Source organism: Methylomonas sp. 2F7 (assembly GCF_057126975.1).
Window position 1 is genome coordinate 1,640,573 of sequence record NZ_CP195203.1, and the last position, 17,920, is coordinate 1,658,492.

Annotated in this window: 16 protein-coding genes; 10 read left to right on the forward strand and 6 right to left on the reverse strand. The window is 48.4% G+C overall.

Annotated elements, in window-relative coordinates; genetic code table 11:
* Positions 1–174: 174 nt before the first annotated feature.
* The 4 genes from ACR64Q_RS07545 to ACR64Q_RS07560 all read right to left on the reverse strand — a co-directional run bounded on the left by ACR64Q_RS07545 (position 175) and on the right by ACR64Q_RS07560 (position 4,133).
* A complete protein-coding gene (locus tag ACR64Q_RS07545) occupies positions 175–564 on the reverse strand; it encodes a type II toxin-antitoxin system PemK/MazF family toxin (RefSeq protein ID WP_313734143.1) in 390 nt (129 codons plus the stop codon).
* On the reverse strand, positions 558–812 hold the full coding sequence (locus ACR64Q_RS07550) for an AbrB/MazE/SpoVT family DNA-binding domain-containing protein (protein ID WP_313734144.1): 255 nt from the start codon (positions 810–812) through the stop codon (positions 558–560). Before ACR64Q_RS07550 ends, ACR64Q_RS07545 begins: the two co-directional genes overlap by 7 nt.
* A gap of 219 nt (positions 813–1,031) precedes the next feature.
* Positions 1,032–2,315 (reverse strand): DUF2130 domain-containing protein, encoded by a 1,284-nt coding sequence (locus tag ACR64Q_RS07555; protein WP_313734145.1) that lies wholly within the window; start codon positions 2,313–2,315, stop codon positions 1,032–1,034.
* 225 nt (positions 2,316–2,540) lie between these two features.
* Positions 2,541–4,133 (reverse strand): SulP family inorganic anion transporter, encoded by a 1,593-nt coding sequence (locus tag ACR64Q_RS07560; protein WP_313734146.1) that lies wholly within the window; start codon positions 4,131–4,133, stop codon positions 2,541–2,543.
* A 399-nt stretch (positions 4,134–4,532) separates the two neighbouring features.
* Here ACR64Q_RS07560 and pgaB point away from each other — a divergent pair, with 399 nt between their 5' ends.
* The 10 genes from pgaB (at position 4,533) to ACR64Q_RS07610 (ending at position 15,034) form a co-directional block, all read left to right on the forward strand.
* Positions 4,533–6,392: a poly-beta-1,6-N-acetyl-D-glucosamine N-deacetylase PgaB gene (gene pgaB / locus ACR64Q_RS07565; RefSeq protein WP_483823298.1), complete on the forward strand. Its 1,860-nt coding sequence runs from the start codon at positions 4,533–4,535 to the stop codon at positions 6,390–6,392.
* A 7-nt stretch (positions 6,393–6,399) separates the two neighbouring features.
* Positions 6,400–7,746, forward strand: coding sequence for a poly-beta-1,6-N-acetyl-D-glucosamine synthase (gene pgaC / locus ACR64Q_RS07570; RefSeq protein ID WP_313734148.1), 1,347 nt, complete (start codon positions 6,400–6,402; stop codon positions 7,744–7,746).
* On the forward strand, positions 7,743–8,180 hold the full coding sequence (pgaD, locus tag ACR64Q_RS07575; RefSeq protein WP_026604448.1) for a poly-beta-1,6-N-acetyl-D-glucosamine biosynthesis protein PgaD: 438 nt from the start codon (positions 7,743–7,745) through the stop codon (positions 8,178–8,180). The genes pgaC and pgaD overlap by 4 nt, the downstream gene beginning before the upstream one ends.
* A gap of 78 nt (positions 8,181–8,258) precedes the next feature.
* Positions 8,259–8,783: a glycine cleavage system transcriptional repressor gene (locus ACR64Q_RS07580; RefSeq protein ID WP_020482067.1), complete on the forward strand. Its 525-nt coding sequence runs from the start codon at positions 8,259–8,261 to the stop codon at positions 8,781–8,783.
* A 4-nt stretch (positions 8,784–8,787) separates the two neighbouring features.
* Positions 8,788–9,258, forward strand: a complete 471-nt coding sequence (locus ACR64Q_RS07585; RefSeq protein WP_313734149.1) for a peroxiredoxin — start codon at positions 8,788–8,790, stop codon at positions 9,256–9,258.
* A 190-nt stretch (positions 9,259–9,448) separates the two neighbouring features.
* Positions 9,449–9,688, forward strand: a complete 240-nt coding sequence (locus ACR64Q_RS07590; RefSeq protein WP_036274151.1) for an OadG family protein — start codon at positions 9,449–9,451, stop codon at positions 9,686–9,688.
* A 53-nt stretch (positions 9,689–9,741) separates the two neighbouring features.
* Positions 9,742–11,547, forward strand: coding sequence for a sodium-extruding oxaloacetate decarboxylase subunit alpha (oadA, locus tag ACR64Q_RS07595; RefSeq protein ID WP_036276451.1), 1,806 nt, complete (start codon positions 9,742–9,744; stop codon positions 11,545–11,547).
* 144 nt (positions 11,548–11,691) lie between these two features.
* Complete coding sequence (locus tag ACR64Q_RS07600) at positions 11,692–12,819, forward strand: sodium ion-translocating decarboxylase subunit beta (RefSeq protein WP_026604452.1); 1,128 nt, start codon at positions 11,692–11,694, stop codon at positions 12,817–12,819.
* Between the two features lie 14 nt (positions 12,820–12,833).
* The gene (locus ACR64Q_RS07605) at positions 12,834–14,075 is read left to right on the forward strand and encodes a glycosyltransferase family 4 protein (protein ID WP_026604453.1); all 1,242 of its coding nucleotides are present in this window, start codon (positions 12,834–12,836) and stop codon (positions 14,073–14,075) included.
* Positions 14,072–15,034, forward strand: a complete 963-nt coding sequence (locus ACR64Q_RS07610; RefSeq protein ID WP_026604454.1) for a glycosyltransferase family 2 protein — start codon at positions 14,072–14,074, stop codon at positions 15,032–15,034. Before ACR64Q_RS07605 ends, ACR64Q_RS07610 begins: the two co-directional genes overlap by 4 nt.
* A 44-nt stretch (positions 15,035–15,078) precedes the next feature.
* Here ACR64Q_RS07610 and ACR64Q_RS07615 read toward each other — a convergent pair whose 3' ends face one another.
* The gene (locus ACR64Q_RS07615) at positions 15,079–15,969 is read right to left on the reverse strand and encodes a methyltransferase domain-containing protein (protein ID WP_313734150.1); all 891 of its coding nucleotides are present in this window, start codon (positions 15,967–15,969) and stop codon (positions 15,079–15,081) included.
* 571 nt (positions 15,970–16,540) lie between these two features.
* Positions 16,541–17,701: a glycosyltransferase family protein gene (locus ACR64Q_RS07620; protein ID WP_026604457.1), complete on the reverse strand. Its 1,161-nt coding sequence runs from the start codon at positions 17,699–17,701 to the stop codon at positions 16,541–16,543.
* Positions 17,702–17,920 lie beyond the last annotated feature (219 nt).

A 17,920-nucleotide genomic window follows, 5' to 3' on the forward strand; every position in this document is an offset into this window, starting at 1 on the left:
TCCCGATAAGGTGTATTAGATACTAATATACATCGAGGCTTGCGCCAAATGCTTGCATTTCCTATCCACATCCGAATTGGAAGCTGGAGCTTCCAAGACCGGAGTTCCCAAGCCGGAGCTTGGGAACCAGAGCAACCAGAGCCAGATCACGACTCAATCCTGCACATCGGTAGATCAGCCAGAGCCGACTTGAATGATCTGATTCAACCGCTCGCAAACATGAGCGAACAAATCGCCTGGCAAGGATTTGAGCGGATGCGGTTTGGCTTTGCGCAAGCGCCAGTCGAAGGATTTGGGTTGGTGGCAGAGCACATAGCTGGTTTGTTCGGCTTTGCGGCCGCCGGTTTTACCGACGGCGACTGTAAACGGATTGTCGGCGTTATAGGCGGCGGTTGTCATTGGCAGGCCGATCACCAGCGAGGTTTTTTCGTTGAAGATGCGTGGCGAAAGCACTAAAAACGGATGGATGTCGCGCATTTCCTGGCCGACTTGCGGATTGCAATCGATCCAGATGATATCTTGCCTTTCCGGTACCCAAGCCGCTGTTTGCTTACGGCTTACCAACGTTCGGCACCGATTGTTTCCGCGGTTGCCATGGCTTCGCCGCCGTGCCGCTCGGGATCGAAACGGGCCAAACGTTGTTCCAACGTTAAAGCTTCGTCGGCTAACGGGGTGATAATCACCTTGTCGCCTTCGACGGATACCCGCACTCGTTGATGGTTGTGTAAACGGGCGGCTCTGGCAATGGCCGCCGGTAGGCGCACGCCCAGGTTATTACCCCATTGTTTGATGTCGAGTATGGCTTCGGTCATGATGTTTCCCTGGAATGTTTAAACGCGAGTATAAACATGGTTTTATATTCGGGTCAATTTTGTGAATTTATCTAGTCCTCTGGTTCCCAAGCTCCAGCTTGGGAATGCTATCTCGGAAGCTTTAGCTTCCTATCTACAAACAGACTGGAAGCTGGAGCTTCCAAGGCCAGGGTTCCCAAGCCGGAGCTTGGGAACCAGATCGACCGGCTGGTCGATAGGTCACTCCAACTCATCATCCATTCCAAGCGCCCGCATTTCCAAGCCCTCGATCTCCTGCAAGGACTTGCCGGCAATCCCCTGCAAATCGCCGTACATACCGACGGTGGCGTTCATCACCCGTTCGATTTGCGCTTCGCGCTTGGCCCATTGTTTGGTGATGGCTTTGCGTTCCTTGTCCAGGTCTTCCTGCATGGTGGAGAAGGCTTCGACGATCGCTTCCACCCGATGGCGGAAGCGCGGGCCGGTCAGATATTGGTAAACCATCTCGGTTTTGCCGTGCTGGCCTTCGGCGGCGAGGCGGGCCATGCCCACTTCCAGCAGGGTGTGGCGCAGCACGGTGGCGACCGGAAGGGCGGCGCGCGGGGCGGTGACCCAGATGCCGTCTATCACTTCGAAGCTGTCCACGCCTTTGGGCAGGGCCTGGCTGACCAGGACGGCGATGTCCGCCTTGGCGTTGCGCTGGTCTTCGCGCAGTTTTACCAACCAGCCGTCGCTCCAGTTTTTGGTGCGCTTGGCTTCCCAAAGAATAATGCCGGCGGCTTGTCCGGAGCCGCCGACCACGCGTTGCAGCAGATCGCCGCCGAATTCGCCCTTGGCAACCGGCTCGATGTTATCGAAGGGAAACTTGGCGCGCAGCAGGTTTTCCAATTCCAGTTCCTGCACTTCGCCTTGCAGTTGCTGTGAGCCTTGTTCGGCTTTTTGTTTCAGTTCCTCGATTTTTTGCTGCATCGATGCAATGGTCTGGTCTTTTTCCATCACCCGCAGTTTCAGGCCTTCCTCTGCTTCGCGTTTGGCCTGGTTGCGTACTTCGTTGAGATTGCTCTGCACCCGCTTTTCGATGGTCAGTTCCAGCTCGCGTTTGGCATCGTCCAGTTCGCGTTGCTTTTTGATCAGTTCTGCTTGGGCTTGTTGGGCTTCCGCGAGTTTGGCGTCGCGGACTTTCAAGACTTCGTTCAGTTCGGCCAGCTCCCGGCTTTTGTGCTCCAGTTCGGCGGCGGCAGCTTGTTTGGCTTTGCGGGTTTCTTCCTCGATCACCCGCTGGCGTTCGGCTTGTAATTGTTTGGCGACTTGTTGCGCGACTTGTTCGTCCAGGCCGCGCTTGGCCTCCGCCAGTTGTTTTTCCTGATCCTTGATGTCTTGTTCGCGCACGGCGATGGCTTGGTCTTTTTGTTGCAGCTGCTGTTCGAATTGTTTGCGGGTGGCGGCGAGTAATGGCGCGGCTAGCGATTCCGTCAACGGTACTTGCGTGCTGCAATTGGGGCAGATGATGGTGGCTTCGGTCATGTTGGGTGGTTTTTAGATAGTAAGAATAGGTGTAACTATTCAGCAAATCGCAAAACCGGCAAGCCGCCGAAAGCATGTCCCCTCTCCTGATGGAGAGGGCTGGGGTGAGGAGAATTAAACTGGCAAAGTGCCTTATTTTGATTCCCCTCACCCTGCCTCTCCCGCTGGAGAGGATCTGCGGTCCTTTGCGCTGAAGAGATACTAATTTTTTGAGGCGCCCTATATTTATCTGCGCTGTCTAGCGGCTAAAGCATGGTCGCCTAGGGATTCCAGATCGGCCAGTCCATGAATTTCGCAACGGCCGCCGCGAGCGATGTAGTCTTCCTGGTAATGGGCGATAAACTCCATCACGGTGTGGTCGATCAAGTCGGCGGCGCTTAAATCGAAGATCACGGTTTGGCCGTCGGCCAGGTTGGCGACCTGGCTTTTTAACGCCAGAAAGTTGGAGAACAAAGCGGCGCCGCTGACTTTAATAATCCAGCTGTTCGGCCCGTTGGCTTGCATCTTATAAGATATGGATAGCAGGTTACCCAAAGACACGCCGCGACCGATGTGCAGCAACAATTTAGCGGCGATGCCGATCAGCACGCCGATCAACAAGTTGCTGGCCAGTATCGCCAAGATGGTAATCACGAACAAAGCCAGCTGCTCCTTGCCCAAGTCCATGCTTTTGGCAAAGGCTTGCGGCGAGGCCAATCTAAAGCCGGTATAGACCAGTAGGGCGGCCAGAGAAGCCAGCGGTATTGTCGAAATCAAATCCGGAAACAACACGACGAATAGCAGTACGAAGCCGCCGTGAAAGAAATTGGCCCAGCTGCTGCGGCCGCCGGCGTCGATGTTGGCCGAGCTACGGACGATTTCCGCAATCATCGGCAAGCCGCCTATCATACCGGATACCACGTTGCCGATGCCGACCGCGCGCAACTCCTTGTTTAAGTCGGAGTAGCGTTTTTCCGGATCGAGCTTGTCGACGGCTGCGGCGCTGAGCAGGCTTTCCAGGCTGCCTACCAGACAGATTGACACCACGCTTTCCCAAAAAGCAAACGCGCTCAGTTTGCCGAAATCCGGCAGATAGAAACTAGCTAGCAGGCTGTCCGGGAAAGTCACCAGAAAGTGCGGCGCAAATAGGATGTCTTTGGGGACGACAAACGTGTCTCCCGGTTGCAATTGATCCAGATGGAACAGATGGCCGAGCAGGATGCCGGAAGCGATGACGATGATAGGGGCCGGAATCTTGCGCAACAAGGGTTGCTGGATGTGCGGCCAGCCGATCAGCACCACGATGCCGGCCAGCGCGATCAAGCCGATTTGCGGCATAAAGTAAATCAGACTGTGCGGCAACGCGGCTATGCCGGACAGGATGCTGGCGCCTTGGCTTTGCACGCCGGCCATGACCGGTAATTGTTTGCTGATGATGATAATGCCGATCGCCGCCAGCATGCCGTGCACTACCGAGGCTGGGAAAAACGCCGCCAGCCGGCCGGCTTTGAAATAGCCCAACACGGTTTGCAAGGCGCCGGCGACGACGATTGCCGCCAAAGTGTAGCGGTAGCCGGCCATTGCATCGCCGTCGCCCAGGGTTTGCACCGAGGTCAGAATTACCACTATCAAACCGGCTGCCGGGCCGGTGATGGTTAATTGCGCGCCGCCGATCCGCGATACCAGCAAGCCGCCAACGATGGCGGATATGATGCCGGCCATCGGCGGAAATCCGGAGGCGACAGCGATGCCTAGACATAAGGGCAGGGCGATCAGAAACACCAAAAAGCCGGCAGTAAGGTCTTGCCGCCAATGATTTGCTAGCGAGGGTTTTTGCATGAATTCTCCAGGGGTGGTGTACTGGCCCGCCATACGTCGAGTTAATCGGTTGGTGGACTGGATGAGGTTTTTTATTCAATCATAACCAGTTTTTTCCGAACATTATGAAGTTTGTGGGGCGGATGACGTTCGAGCTTTTTGTCATGGGCTTGGTTAAACTGGAGTTGACGGCCTTAGTCGCAGGCTGGTTTTAATGTTTCAGCATGCCTGCGACAGGGTGTCGCACGGACAAATAAAACAGGCCAAGCCTTATGATTCGGGTAAAATGCGCCGTCCAATTCTGGTCTTTTTTAACACTGAGAACCAGCTGTTTCCAGTCTCTTTTCCCGCTTTAAATTAATGAATATGCACTTTGTTGCCCGTGTAATTTTTGTCTTTTTCTGTTTGTTCACAGGGCCCTTGCTGGCCGCTGATTCGGGTAACTCCAGCTTTCTGGTATTGAATTATCACGACATTCTCGAAGAAGAAGAGCGGGTGCCGCCGTTTGATCGGATTGCGGTCAACAAAGACCATCTTGCCGATCATTTTGCCTGGTTGAAGCAGAACAACTATCACGTTATCAGCGTCCAGGATTTGCTGGATTGCATGAAGGGCGACAAGGTTTTGCCGACGAAAGCCGTGATGTTGACGTTTGACGACGGCTACTTGAGTTTTTATACCCGGGCCATGCCTTTGCTGAAAAAGTACAAATATCCGGCCACCTTGGCGGTAGTAGGTTCTTGGCTGGAGCAGCAGAATGTGCCGGGCGTAAAACCGTTAATGACGCCGGCACAGATTCGTGAAGTGGCCGAGAGCGGTCTGGTCGAGATTGCTTCGCACACCTATGATTTACATCACGGCATCGTCGCCAATCCGCAAGGCAATCAGCAAAGCGCGGTGACTTCGCGTTTGTACAGCAACGAATACGACGAATACGAGAAAGACGAGGACTATCGCAAACGGATTTTCCAGGAAGTGGATAAAAGCTCGGAGCGTTTGTTTCAGATATTGGGCAAGCGGCCGCGGGTCATGGTGTGGCCTTACGGCGAATTTAACGCCATTGCGCTGGAAGCCACGAAATTGGCGGGTATGCGTTTGACCATGGGCCTGAACGACGGTGCCAATACTCTGGCTGATGCGTACGTGATGAAGCGCATGATGATCACCGATGACGTCAATGCCAAACAGTTCGGCGAAATCGTGAAAAACCAGCGGGTTGGCCAGGAGTTGCGGGTCGCGCACGTGGATATGGATTACATCTACGACGATGACGAGGAGCAGACCGAGAAAAATTTGGCCCTAGTGGTAGAGAGAATTAAAGCCAGCGGCGCCAATACCGTCTATCTGCAAGCCTATTCCGATCCGGACGGCGACGGTAACGCCGACAAACTGTATTTTCCTAATCGGCATTTGCCGGTGCGCCGGGATATGTTCAATCATGTAACCTTGCAATTGCGGACACGGGCGGGCGTGCGAGTCTACGCCTGGATGCCGATCATGGCTTACAAAGCCGATGTGCCGCTGAAATGGTACGTGAAAGAATGGCGCGACGGCGAGCCGCAATTGTCCCGGCATATCTACACCCGCTTGTCGCCGTTTAACCCTGAAGCAAGGCAGTTTGTCGGCGAGATTTACGAAGACTTGGCTAAGCATTGCGACTTTAACGGCATTCTGTTTCATGACGACGGGATCTTGTCGGATTTTGAAGACGTCTCGCCGCTGGCGATGGAGTTTAGCCGCAATGTGTGGGGGATGCCGGCCGAGTTCGATACCATTCATGCGTCTAGCGAGTTACGCTTGCGCTGGGCACAGCATAAAACCGAGTTGATCGGCCAGTTCACCGATTATTTGGCCGACAAGGTCAGGTTCTATCGGCCTTATATCAAAACCGCCCGCAATTTTTACTCTCTGCCGCTGTTAAAGCCGTATAGCGAAGAATGGTATGCGCAGTCTTTCCCGGCGTTTTTAAAGCATTATGATTACGTGGCGGTGGAGGCGATGCCTTTTATGGAAGAGGCGGAAAATCCCAAGCAGTGGTTGATAGAGTTAGTGGAAAAAACCGCGCAATATCCAGGCGGCTTGGACAAAATGGTGTTTGAATTGCAGGCGGTTAACTGGAAAACCAAGCAAGATATTCCCATGCCTATTTTTACCGAGCAATTCGAGTTATTGAAAAAGCACGGCGCTAAACACATTGGTTACTATCCGGATAACGTGTTTAACGATCAGCCGAAGTTGGCGGAGCTGAAAAAATTCTTTCCGGTTTCCAAAAAGGATTAAGCAATAAATGGAGAACTTGATAGACCAAGCTTGGGTGCAGCAATTTATCGATTGGTGGTTAATCACCCAGGAAAATTTGCAGGAAGTACCCTGGTGGCAATTCAACGAATGGTTGTCGCGCTTTGTGTTTTATTATCCGCTACTCATGGCTTATGTCTGGATGTTGGGCGGCATGATTTATTACTTTCGTTGGGAGCGGAATCGCGGCAATGTTTTGTCCGATCTGCCCGAGTTGTCCGAATATCCGGCGGTATCGATTCTGATCCCTTGTTATAACGAGGGCGAGAATGTCCGAGAGACCATCGAATACCTGCTGCATCAGCAATATCCCAATTATGAAATCATCGCCATCAACGACGGCAGCAAGGACAACACGCTGGACATCTTGCACGAACTGGCCGACCAGCATCCGCAAATTCGGGTGGTCAATTTAGCCAGCAATCAGGGTAAGGCCGTGGGGTTACGCACGGCCGCTTTGCTGGCTAACAGCGAAATCCTTATTGGCATTGACGGCGACGCCTTGCTGGCGCCGAATGCCACGGCCTGGATAGTCAGGCATTTTCTGGAAGATCCGCATGTCGGTGCGGTAACCGGCAATCCGCGTATCCGCAACCGTTCGACCTTGTTAGGCAAAATACAGGTGGGGGAGTTTTCCGCCATTGTCGGCATGATCAAGCGGGCGCAGCGTTCTTACGGTCATGTGTTTACCATTTCCGGGGTGATTGCCGGGTTTAGAAAAACCGCGCTGCACGATGTCGGTTATTGGAGTCCGGACATGGTCACCGAGGACATCGACATCAGCTGGAAGCTACAACTAGCCGGCTGGGCGATCCGTTTCGAACCGAATGCCTTGTGCTGGGTTCTGATGCCGGAGACGCTAAACGGTTTGTGGAAACAACGCAGCCGCTGGGCGCAAGGCGGTGTCGAGGTGTTGTTACGCTATTTCCGGCCGCTGTTTAGCTGGCGTTCCCGTGGCATGTGGCCGCTGTATCTGGAATGCTGTATCAGCCTGACCTGGGCGTTTTTGGTGGTGGCGATGCTGGCTTTAGTGCCGTTCGAGTGGCTTAGCAGCGAACCTCAGGAGGCTTTGGAGGATTTGTCGCCGCATTGGACCAGTATGTTGTTATGCGTCACCTGTTTGATTCAGTTTGCCGTCAGTTTGACTATCGATTCCAGTTACGAACGCAAGAGCGGCGGCTCCGCGCAGCATTACTACTGGATGATCTGGTATCCGATTATCTACTGGCTGATCAACGTTGGCACCACTATTAACGGTTGCATCAAGGCGTTACGCAAAAAGCGCGGCCAGCGCGCGGTGTGGGTGACTTTGGATAGAGGCCTGAGGCAAAAATGAAAGACATCATCATCAACCAACCGCATTTGCAAAGTTTCCAACAAAAATGCGGTTCGGCGTTTATGTCGCTATTAAGCTGGATACTTTGGCTGTACTTTTTGTGGCCCTTGTTTACGCTCAGTGCCTGGCTGATGGGTTTGAAAAGCTTGTCCGACGAGATTCGCTGGTTCGGCGGGTATAAAACGCTGTTGGAATTATTGCAGTTGTACGGCGAGATTGTGGTGATCATTGCCGGTATCTGGTTGTTTTGGACCTTGTATTTGTCCTGGCTGCATTCCAGCGTCGCGCCGAAGCGCACCGCCCCCGTAACGGATCAACAGTTGGCGGTCGCGTTTAAAGTCGATGAGACCCTGGTAACGGCGGCGCGAGCCAGCAAGAAAGTAACGGTACACTTCGATAATCACGCGGTGATTACCGATATAGATTCACAGTAGTCGGGATTGCTTGGTCGCGGTTCTGCTTTTCGCAGTGTTGATGTTACACTGCGCTAGGCGTAATCAAGGACTTATTTTATGCAACTTGCAATCACAGTGTTGGGCAACAAGTCCAACGGTTTTATCGCGGAAATCCTGTCGGCGCTGAGTGCCTGTCAATGCAGCGTGGTGGAGCTGCGGACGTCCAATCTGACGCAAATCACTGCGGCTTACGTGCTGATTGCCGGCAATTGGAATCATATTGCCAAGCTGGAAGGCATGCTGGAAGCGATAAAAATTCGCTTCGAAATTCAGATGAGTTTTTTACGGCCGGATGAAATGCCGCCGGTATTGGAGGGGGTTCCTTATACTCTGGAAACCATTTCCATGGATAAGAACGACGTGCTGTTCGCGGTCACATCGTTTTTGTTGGAAAGAGGCATTTGTATCGAAGAAGTCACGGCCAGCCGCCATCAAGCGGCATTTTTTAACACACCGGTGTTTTCCACAAAATATGTATTGCTGGTGCCGCCGGAAGTACGAATTTTATCGCTGCGTGAAGAATTTCTGGATTTTTGCGACAGTTTGAATATCGACGCTATTCTTGAACCCATCAAAAGGTGATCTGATGACTTTAGCCACTCTCGGCTCCGCCGTTCCCGATTTCGAAATTGCCGCTACCGGTGAAAAAACCGTCAAACTGAGAGATTATCGCGGCAAAAAAGTCGTTTTATATTTTTATCCCAAGGACAATACCCCCGGCTGTACCCAGGAAGGTCAAGGCTTTAGGGATAATATCGAACAGTTCAATCAATTAAATGCCGTTATTCTCGGTGTATCGCGCGACAGCGTGAAAATGCACGAAGGCTTTAAGTGCAAACAGGAGTTTCCGTTCGATTTGCTATCTGACCAGGATGAGAGCCTTTGCAATTTATTTGATGTCATCAAAATGAAAAGCATGTACGGCAAGCAAGTGCGAGGCATAGAGCGCAGCACTTTCGTAATCGACGAACACGGCGTGTTGGTCAAGGAATGGCGCAAGGTCCAAGTTAAAACCCACATCGCCGAAGTGTTGGATTACTTGCAATCGGCCGTTTAATAAATCGGCGCCAGTCCATTCCTATCGATCATGCTCTTCACTTAGCGTCAGACTAAGCAAAACGACAGTCTAAGAATCCTGTTTTGCCTTACGCCAGCTAAGGCAATTAAACCCTTCGCCCCGCTCAGGATTGTTTAATCCGGCGGTTTTGGCGATAATGAACTCAGTTTTAATCATTTGGACGAAACACATGAACGAAATGCTGTCCTCAGGGATTGAGCTGATGTTAATAGGCATGGGTATGGTCTACGCTTTTTTGGCCATGTTGATTGTGGCAATCAATGTGATGTCTCAGTTGGTACGCCGCTATTTTCCGGAAATGCCTGCCAAGTTTTCGGATCAACCTGTCGTGGCAGGGAACGATAAGGCAGTAATCGCTGCTATTACCGCCGCTGTACATCAATACCGCAAAAAACATAAACACGGATAATCATACCCACAAGGTAGCAGTAATCGACCCAAAAACGTCTTTAGGAGAAAAGAGTGGAAAAGGTAAATAAGCCCCTAGGAATTACTGAGGTGGTATTACGTGACGCCCATCAGTCAATTCTGGCGACCCGGCTACGTATCGAAGACATGCTGCCGATTTGCGAGCAGCTTGATCAAATCGGATACTGGTCTATCGAGTCTTGGGGAGGCGCCACCTTTGATGCCTGCATTCGCTATTTGGGCGAAGATCCTTGGGAGCGTTTACGTCTGTTGAAAAAAGCCATGCCCAAAACCCCGCAGCAAATGCTGTTCCGTGGCCAGAATATTTTAGGCTACCGGCATTATGCCGACGATGTGGTCGACAAATTTGTCGAACGGTGCGTGGTCAACGGTATAGACGTATTTCGGATTTTCGATGCGATGAACGATATGCGTAATATCGAACGTGCGATTAAAGCCGTGCTACATACCGATGCCCATGCTCAAGGTACCATTTCGTACACCACCAGCCCGGTGCACACGATCAAGAAATGGGTCGAGCAAGGCAAGCAAATCGAGGACATGGGTGCGCATTCTATCTGCATCAAAGATATGGCCGGATTGCTGACGCCTTACGATGCTTACGAGCTGATCAGCAAGCTGAAAAAAGCCGTGGCGATTCCGATTCATATGCAATGCCATGCCACCACGGGTTTGAGTGTGGGTACGTATATCAAGGCCATCGAAGCAGGTGTAGATAATCTCGATACGGCGATCTCGTCGCTGAGTATGACCTACGGTCACAGCCCTACCGAAACCATCGTGGCTGCAATGGCCGGCCAAAAACGCGAAACCGGGCTGGATTTAATCAAGCTGGAAAAAATCGCCGCTTATTTCCGCGAAGTCCGCAAAAAATATGCACAATTTGAAGGCAGCCTGAAAGGCGTCGATGGCCGGATTTTGGTCTCGCAAGTGCCGGGCGGCATGCTCACCAACATGGAAAGTCAATTGCGCGAGCAGGGCGCCGCTGATCGTTTCGATGCGGTGATGCAGGAAATTCCGTTGGTGCGTAAAGATCTGGGATATATCCCTCTGGTCACGCCCACCTCGCAAATTGTCGGCACCCAGGCAGTGTTGAACGTACTGGCCGGCGAGCGGTATAAAACCATCAGCAAGGAAACCGCCGGTGTGCTGAAAGGCGAATACGGGGCTACGCCAGCACCTGTTGATAAAGCATTACAGGCCCGCGTTTTGAATGGCGCTGAGCCGATTACGTGCCGACCAGCCGATTTGCTGGAAGCCGAGATGGACAAACTGATTGCCGAAGTAAAAGCCAAAGCCGAGGCAGAAGGTGTGAAGCTGGCAGATAGTGTTGAAGAAGATGCTCTTATCGATGGCTTGTTTGCGCAAATTGGCTGGAAGTTCATTCAAAACCGCGGTAACCCGGGGGCTTTTGAACCTGTGCCGGGGGCTGAGAGCGTGGCAGCGGCGGTGCCCGCAGTTGCTCAGAAACCCGGCGTCGCTGAGACTTATACCGTTAATGTCGATGGTAAAAACTATCACGTAGCCGTGGCGCCAGGTGGTGCCGACTTAGTTGTTAAACCGGTTACAGTGCAGTCCGTTTTGGACAGCGGCCCCATGTTGGCAGCGACCGCGCCTATCGTTAGTGGCAGTGGCTTTGTGGAATCGCCGCTGGCCGGCGTGGTGCTTAAAGTCAATGTCAATGTCGGTTCCCATCTCTCCGAAGGCGATGTGGTTTTGATTATGGAAGCGATGAAAATGGAAACTGAGATCCGCGCCAAAGTCGCCGGTATCGTCAGCGCGGTAAACGTCCGTCAGGGCGATTCCGTGGCGGTCGGCGATGTATTGGTCACCTTGTAATAATTCTTATCGTTAAAAAGTAGTCTTGGTCTTATAGCTTGGGGCCGAGATCTAAGTAATCCTCTGATCAGCTATTCGCGCCACGCTGCTGGCTGGCGCGGGTATCAGTGATTCTGATCAAACAACCGATTTAATACATACTCCATGGAAAATCTTAGACTGTTGTGGGAAAGCACGGGTATTTATAACGTTACCGGGCCGCAAGTCATTATGATGGCGGTGGGTTTTTTATTGTTGTATCTGGCTATCAAGAAAGGCTTTGAGCCTTTACTGTTATTACCCATAGGCTTTGGTGCGGTGCTGAGTAATATCCCGGTTGCCGGCATGATAGACGAGGGCGGTATCCTCTACTATATGTATGGCGGTATCAAGGCCGGCATATTCCCGCTGCTGATTTTTATGGGTGTCGGAGCGATGACCGATTTCGGACCGATGCTTGCCAATCCCAAAACCCTGTTTTTGGGCGCCGCTGCGCAATTCGGTATTTTTGCGACTCTATTCGGCGCTCTGGCGTTAAATGCGGTTCCGGGCATGGATTTCACGCTTAAGCAAGCCGCAGCCATTGCCATCATCGGCGGTGCCGACGGCCCGACAGCGATCTATGTAGCGTCCAAATTGGCCCCTGAATTGTTGGGGGCGATTGCCGTGGCGGCTTACTCTTACATGGCATTGGTGCCCTTGATTCAACCGCCCATCATGCGCGCATTGACTAGCGAGCAAGAACGGCGGATAGAAATGCAGCAGCTCAGAGTAGTCAGCAAGGCGGAGAAAATCGTTTTTCCATTAATGCTGCTGGTTTTGACCGCTATGTTGCTGCCGTCGGCGGCACCGCTGGTCGGCATGTTTTGCTTGGGTAATCTGATGAATGCCAGCGGCGTGGTGGACAGGTTGAGCAAAACCGCGCAGAACGAATTGATCAATATCGTCACGATCTTTCTGGGTTTGTCGGTTGGCTCCAAGCTGAGCGCCGAGGCGTTTTTAAAAATGGAGACACTGGGTATTTTAGGCCTGGGCGCAGTCGCTTTTTCTATCGGTACCGCCAGTGGCGTAATAATGGCAAAAATTATGAATCGTTTCAGCAGTACGCCGATTAATCCTTTAATTGGCGCTGCCGGTGTTTCCGCCGTGCCGATGGCAGCCAGGGTAGCCAATAAAATAGGCTTGGAAAGCAACCCGCATAACTTTTTGTTAATGCACGCCATGGGACCCAACGTAGCGGGTGTGATCGGCTCCGCCGTGGCCGCGGGCGTGTTGTTGAGTTTGGTGCGTTAACACTAAGACTCTGTATGAGTGCTCAGTCAGCCAAGGATAAGCCTATCAAGGTACTTTGGCTGACATCAAGTTATCCTCGCAGTAAAGACGACAGTGCTTCGGTTTTCTTGCGCTATTTAGCGGAAGCCCTGGCCAACCAGAAAGTTAGTCTTCATATCCTTTCCCCTGATCATCCGGAAGTCCAAGCCACTACGCAACCTGACGGTATAGTCTGCCAGCATTTTCGCTATTTTTGGCCGCGTAAGCTACAAATGTTAGCCTACGGTTCGGGGATTTTACCCAACTTGCGGGCGGCGCCATGCCTGTTTTTGCAGGTGCCTTTTTTCATTATGTCCATGACTGTGACTGCGGCCTGGATTATGGTTGTCCAGCGGCCGTCGTTGATACACGCCCACTGGATTTTTCCGCAAGGCACAGTGGCGGTATTGTTAAGTAAATTATTTAGGGTGTCAGCAATCGTTACTGCGCACGGTGGTGACGCCTTTGCATTGAAGGGGGTTTTTGTCGGAGCTATAAAACGTTGGACCGTCAAAAATTGCTCGGCATGGACCAGCAATACTAGTGCAACTTCCGCTGCTGTAGGTTCTGATCTACCCAAACCACAGATAATTCCGATGGGCATTGACTGCAAGAAATTTGCAGGCGCAGATTGCGAAAGAACGCTGATGGGAAATGGCCCGAAAAAACTAGTGCTGTTGTTTGTCGGACGTTTAGTGGAAAAAAAGGGTGTAGCCGATTTACTGGGAGCCTATGTGTTGCTACCAGAGATATTACGAAAACAAACTGAATTGTGGATTATCGGTGACGGATATGAGCGTAAAAAACTCGAAAGCTTGGCGAGGAACATTCAACACGTAAATTCGATTCGTTTTTTGGGGCGTATTCCGAACCAGCAGTTGCCTGGGTACTACGCTGCTGCCGATATTTTTATTGCACCGTCCATTATCGATATCCAAGGCGATACTGAAGGTCAAGGGGTAATGTTATTGGAAGCGATGGCGAGCGGCTTACCGATCATTACAACTAATGTCGGCGGAATTAGCTCTGTCATAGCTCATGGAGAAACTGGGCTGTTGGTAAATCCAGGCAAACCTATTGAAATTGCCGCCGCCATTGAAAAACTACTTAACGATAAAAATTTCCGAGAGACCTTGAGCATAAAGGCATGCAAAGCTGCACAAGATTACGATTGGCTAACAATCTCTAGTAAATTCGTTAATTTATACAGAGAGTCAAATTCGATACGAGACAAATGAGTTTTGAAGTTAAGGAAAGTGTCAAAGCTGAGATAGCTTGCGTAATAGTCACATACAATCCAGATAGAAATATATTTTATTCGGTGATTTCACAATTGTTGAAGTCGCATGTATCTATATATATTGTAGATAATTGGTATTCCAATGAGTCGACTGGTTATGTAAGGGAATTGGCTAAACAGCACTCTGATCGGATTAGGTTGATTTGTTTGGAAACAAACTACGGTATTGCCAAAGCCTTAAATATTGGGGTCGATCAAGCGATAAAGGATAGTCATAAATACGCGCTTTTGTTAGATCAGGATAGTATCCCACAGGATGGTTTGCTTGAGGAAATGCTAGGCACAGCAAATCTGCTTTCGAAGACTGAGCCGCAAACAGCGGCGGTTGGTCCACGCTTGTACGACCCTAGATCAAATAGTTATGCCAAGTTTGCTTTGCTTAAATGGGGTGTTTGGAAAAAAATTGGGTGTGAAACTAATTTAGGAAATCTAATTAAATGTGAATTTCTTAATTCGTCGGGTAGTCTTATTTTTTTAAGGCACTGGGAAACTATCGGCTCTTTTTATGAAAATTTTTTTATAGACCACGTGGAAACAGAGTGGTATATGAGGGTTAGATATTTAGGATTTAAATGCTACGGTTTATGTAGCAAAAGCCATCTGATACATTATATGGGTGATAAAGTATGTCGTTATTGGTTTTTCGGTTGGCGCAATATGCCGCATAGGTCCCCGGAAAGACACTATACAATAGTAAGAAACGCCATTTGGCTATGGAAGTTTGAACATGTGCCATTTTCTTGGATTCTTAATGCTTCATTGAAAATTATATTTACATTTTTATATTTTTGTATTTTTGATGGAAATGGAAAAATGCAAGCAAAATATATATTGACTGGGATTAGGGATGGACTGAAAAAAAACTCGCGTTTTTTTGATAATACGCACGATTTATGAGTAATTTTTAGTATGCCCTATAAATTTACTGCTTAATAGCATGCTCAATTTATTGAATGGTCAGTTTTAAATGGGCTGTTTTTAAAGTAATGGGCTGAGTCGGAAGTGAACGCAGAATTGTCAATTAAATCGCCTTGACTAGTTTTTTGAGCTACAACCAAAATATGTAACGGTTCAATAGCTTCAGCCGCTATAATCTTTAATTGCATGTAGTCAATGAGTTTAACGGCAAGATGGGTGTCAAAAACATGGTGATGAAAACAGCGATTCTCAAAGTTTCGTTCAGAACGGGCCTTAAAGCAGTCTATGTCGCCAGCTTGCTGGTCACGCTCTAAGTCATGTAATGCAAGAATTTCTGGCATATGTGTAAGGTCATCTTCTCCAGTATTCGCCATAAAGTCAGAAATAAGATGTTCCATTGTGGTCACCGGTCGGCGATGATCGAAAGTGCCATCTTTGTGCGGAAGCAATACTACTAATAAGCTATTATCTTTCAATATTCTGATCCACTCAGATAATGCCAGAATTGGGTTTGCGGAATGTTCGAGCATGTGTGATGATAATAGAAAATCATAAGAATTCGATGCAATATTCGTCAAGTTGGTTGCTTCAAAAAAGAATTGCCAGCCTGGCTTTTTCTTGGGATTAAAATAAAATGCTTGTCCGTTTTCAATAGTACCTTCCCAAGTCGTCTCGTTCATATAATTGCAATTATCAATTCGAGATGCAACAGAATAAACTGGGAAAACTTCTTTTTTCATAAATACTGAGCTCGGTCCCCCAATTTCTATGCCTATTTTACCTTTAAACGAATGCCGTAATTCTGGAAAGCACTTGGCTTGATATAGTGATATATTAAGAAAATAAAGATAGATGGATCTTGCTAATCCAAAAAATCCTTTTTTAAGTAAAATAGCTTTAGCTTTTTTAATCATATTTAGGGAATATCTCTAAAGATTTAAAAATCGTCAATGCCTGGACGTAACGTTGATTTTAACCAAGGAATTGATGCCTAGTTATACTTCTTGTAAAACGATAGCTTGTGTTGCATGGGGGATGACGTTCAGTAGTTGTCATTTGGCCAAGATTAGTCATGATACTAGTGTATTGGAGATTAAATTCGTAAATATTGTTTCGGTTAAGTCGTTCGGTGCCCAGAGAGGGTGGAGGCCGCCAAACAATAAGCGATTTGAATGTTTGTTAGAAAGAGATCCCTGCGTGTTCACTCTGCTGACGATTTATATAGCTTGGTGTGGGCCTGGTTCAAAAGCTGACGGACAATTCCCCAGTTGATATAGCCAGAAACGGATTAACTAATAGATCAAAGCGTTGGCCGCAGCGTTCAAAAATGGAATCTAAAAGGTCGTTTTGTTGGCTAGTCATGACTTATTATAGGATTTGCTTGGAGGAGGGGCAGTGCTTTACCTGTTATGCCTGGGTGATTGCTCAAGTTGGCTGAGGCCTATGGGTAATCCTGTTGGATTTTAGCAGAATTATTTTTAGGTGCTAATTTTTTATTTTAGAGAATATCTTATATAATATTAGTACTTTATCAATTAGATTATAATAAATAGTCAAAAAAGCACGCGCGGGTGGCGGAGAGGGTGATCTTTTTAGGGGGGGGGCAATATTTAAAATAGTTTGAAAGGGGTGTGAATATATGTCTATAGAATTGTCAATTGAATATTTATAGAAAACTTCCTCTTGTGCATGTTCTATCATTGTAGTTGTTTTTATCTTGCCAAGAAGGATATTCTCAATTGCTAAAAACCAAGATTTAGGGTTGTTCTCCACTAGAATACCATTTAGGCCGTTATTAATACATGAGCAATATGGTGTAATGTCGCTATAAATTCCGAGAATGCCAGCGGCAGAATATTCGAGCCATTTAATATTGCTTTTACATTGATTAAACTTTGTGTCTTTTAGTGGTACTAACGCAATATGTATATCCAATTCCTTAAGACAAGAAGCATAGTCTTTGTAGTTTGGTTTGAAGTCGATGCTTCTAACTGATGGATGGTTACGAAAGGCCTTTGGGGCATCCCCGAAGAAAACTACATTAACTCGATCCTTATATTTTTTTAATATTTCGAAAACAGGTTCCTTTATGATCGCCCAGTCTTCTTGGTGTGTGGCTGTTCCTGATACCAGTATATTAAACTTATCGTGGTGCGGGCTTGCTTTGCTGAGGAATAAGTTATAGTTTACGAGGTTTTTTATTACATGAATGGGTCGGTCAGTGTATGGAGTTAATTCATTTTTTAATGGTGCTGTTGAAACAGTAGTTAAGTCAGCTTCTTTTATTAGCCATTTAATATATGGTGAAACTGTCTTAAAATAAAAAATACGAGGGTGTTCCGGTTGATTATCGAGAAGTAAATCATCTAAATCGTAAACAACGGGAATCCCTATGTTTAATAAATATAATAATAGCTCTGCGGTTTTTTTGCTTGGAAAATCTCGTTGAATAATGATTAAATCTGCATTTTTAGTTGGGTTGATGTCAAAGTTTTTCTTTAGGCAATTTTTTCTAGTATTCCAAATGATATTCCAGTTAAGTGATGATATAGGATAAAGAAGTCTGATAACAGAGCATGCATCCGTTGTGCAACCTTTTGAATAGACAGATACTGTTACGGCTTTTTTTAATTGAATTTCTTTCATTTGGCGATGCATATTTCTTAAATGTTACCAATTATTTCAAATGGAAAAACTATCCAAAAACTTAGTTTCAACGATAAAGCTCTTTATGTATGATATATCGAGTTGTTATAGTAGTATGGAGGGAGCCAAGTTTTGAGTATTTATGCGTCAATCATGATTTTATAAATAAAAACTGCTGTGATTTATTAGTTTTCTTTGGGAGCCTTTGGTTGATGCGCA

Coding starts and splice junctions, on each gene's coding strand:
- ACR64Q_RS07555 (WP_313734145.1), bottom strand. CDS start 2,315: ATGACCGAAGCCACCATCATCTGCCCCAATTGCAGCACGCAAGTACCG.
- pgaD (WP_026604448.1), top strand. CDS start 7,743: ATGAAAGACATCATCATCAACCAACCGCATTTGCAAAGTTTCCAACAA.
- ACR64Q_RS07580 (WP_020482067.1), top strand. CDS start 8,259: ATGCAACTTGCAATCACAGTGTTGGGCAACAAGTCCAACGGTTTTATC.
- ACR64Q_RS07600 (WP_026604452.1), top strand. CDS start 11,692: ATGGAAAATCTTAGACTGTTGTGGGAAAGCACGGGTATTTATAACGTT.
- ACR64Q_RS07605 (WP_026604453.1), top strand. CDS start 12,834: ATGAGTGCTCAGTCAGCCAAGGATAAGCCTATCAAGGTACTTTGGCTG.
- pgaC (WP_313734148.1), top strand. CDS start 6,400: ATGGAGAACTTGATAGACCAAGCTTGGGTGCAGCAATTTATCGATTGG.
- ACR64Q_RS07585 (WP_313734149.1), top strand. CDS start 8,788: ATGACTTTAGCCACTCTCGGCTCCGCCGTTCCCGATTTCGAAATTGCC.
- ACR64Q_RS07560 (WP_313734146.1), bottom strand. CDS start 4,133: ATGCAAAAACCCTCGCTAGCAAATCATTGGCGGCAAGACCTTACTGCC.
- ACR64Q_RS07550 (WP_313734144.1), bottom strand. CDS start 812: ATGACCGAAGCCATACTCGACATCAAACAATGGGGTAATAACCTGGGC.
- ACR64Q_RS07610 (WP_026604454.1), top strand. CDS start 14,072: ATGAGTTTTGAAGTTAAGGAAAGTGTCAAAGCTGAGATAGCTTGCGTA.
- ACR64Q_RS07590 (WP_036274151.1), top strand. CDS start 9,449: ATGAACGAAATGCTGTCCTCAGGGATTGAGCTGATGTTAATAGGCATG.
- ACR64Q_RS07615 (WP_313734150.1), bottom strand. CDS start 15,969: ATGATTAAAAAAGCTAAAGCTATTTTACTTAAAAAAGGATTTTTTGGA.
- ACR64Q_RS07620 (WP_026604457.1), bottom strand. CDS start 17,701: ATGAAAGAAATTCAATTAAAAAAAGCCGTAACAGTATCTGTCTATTCA.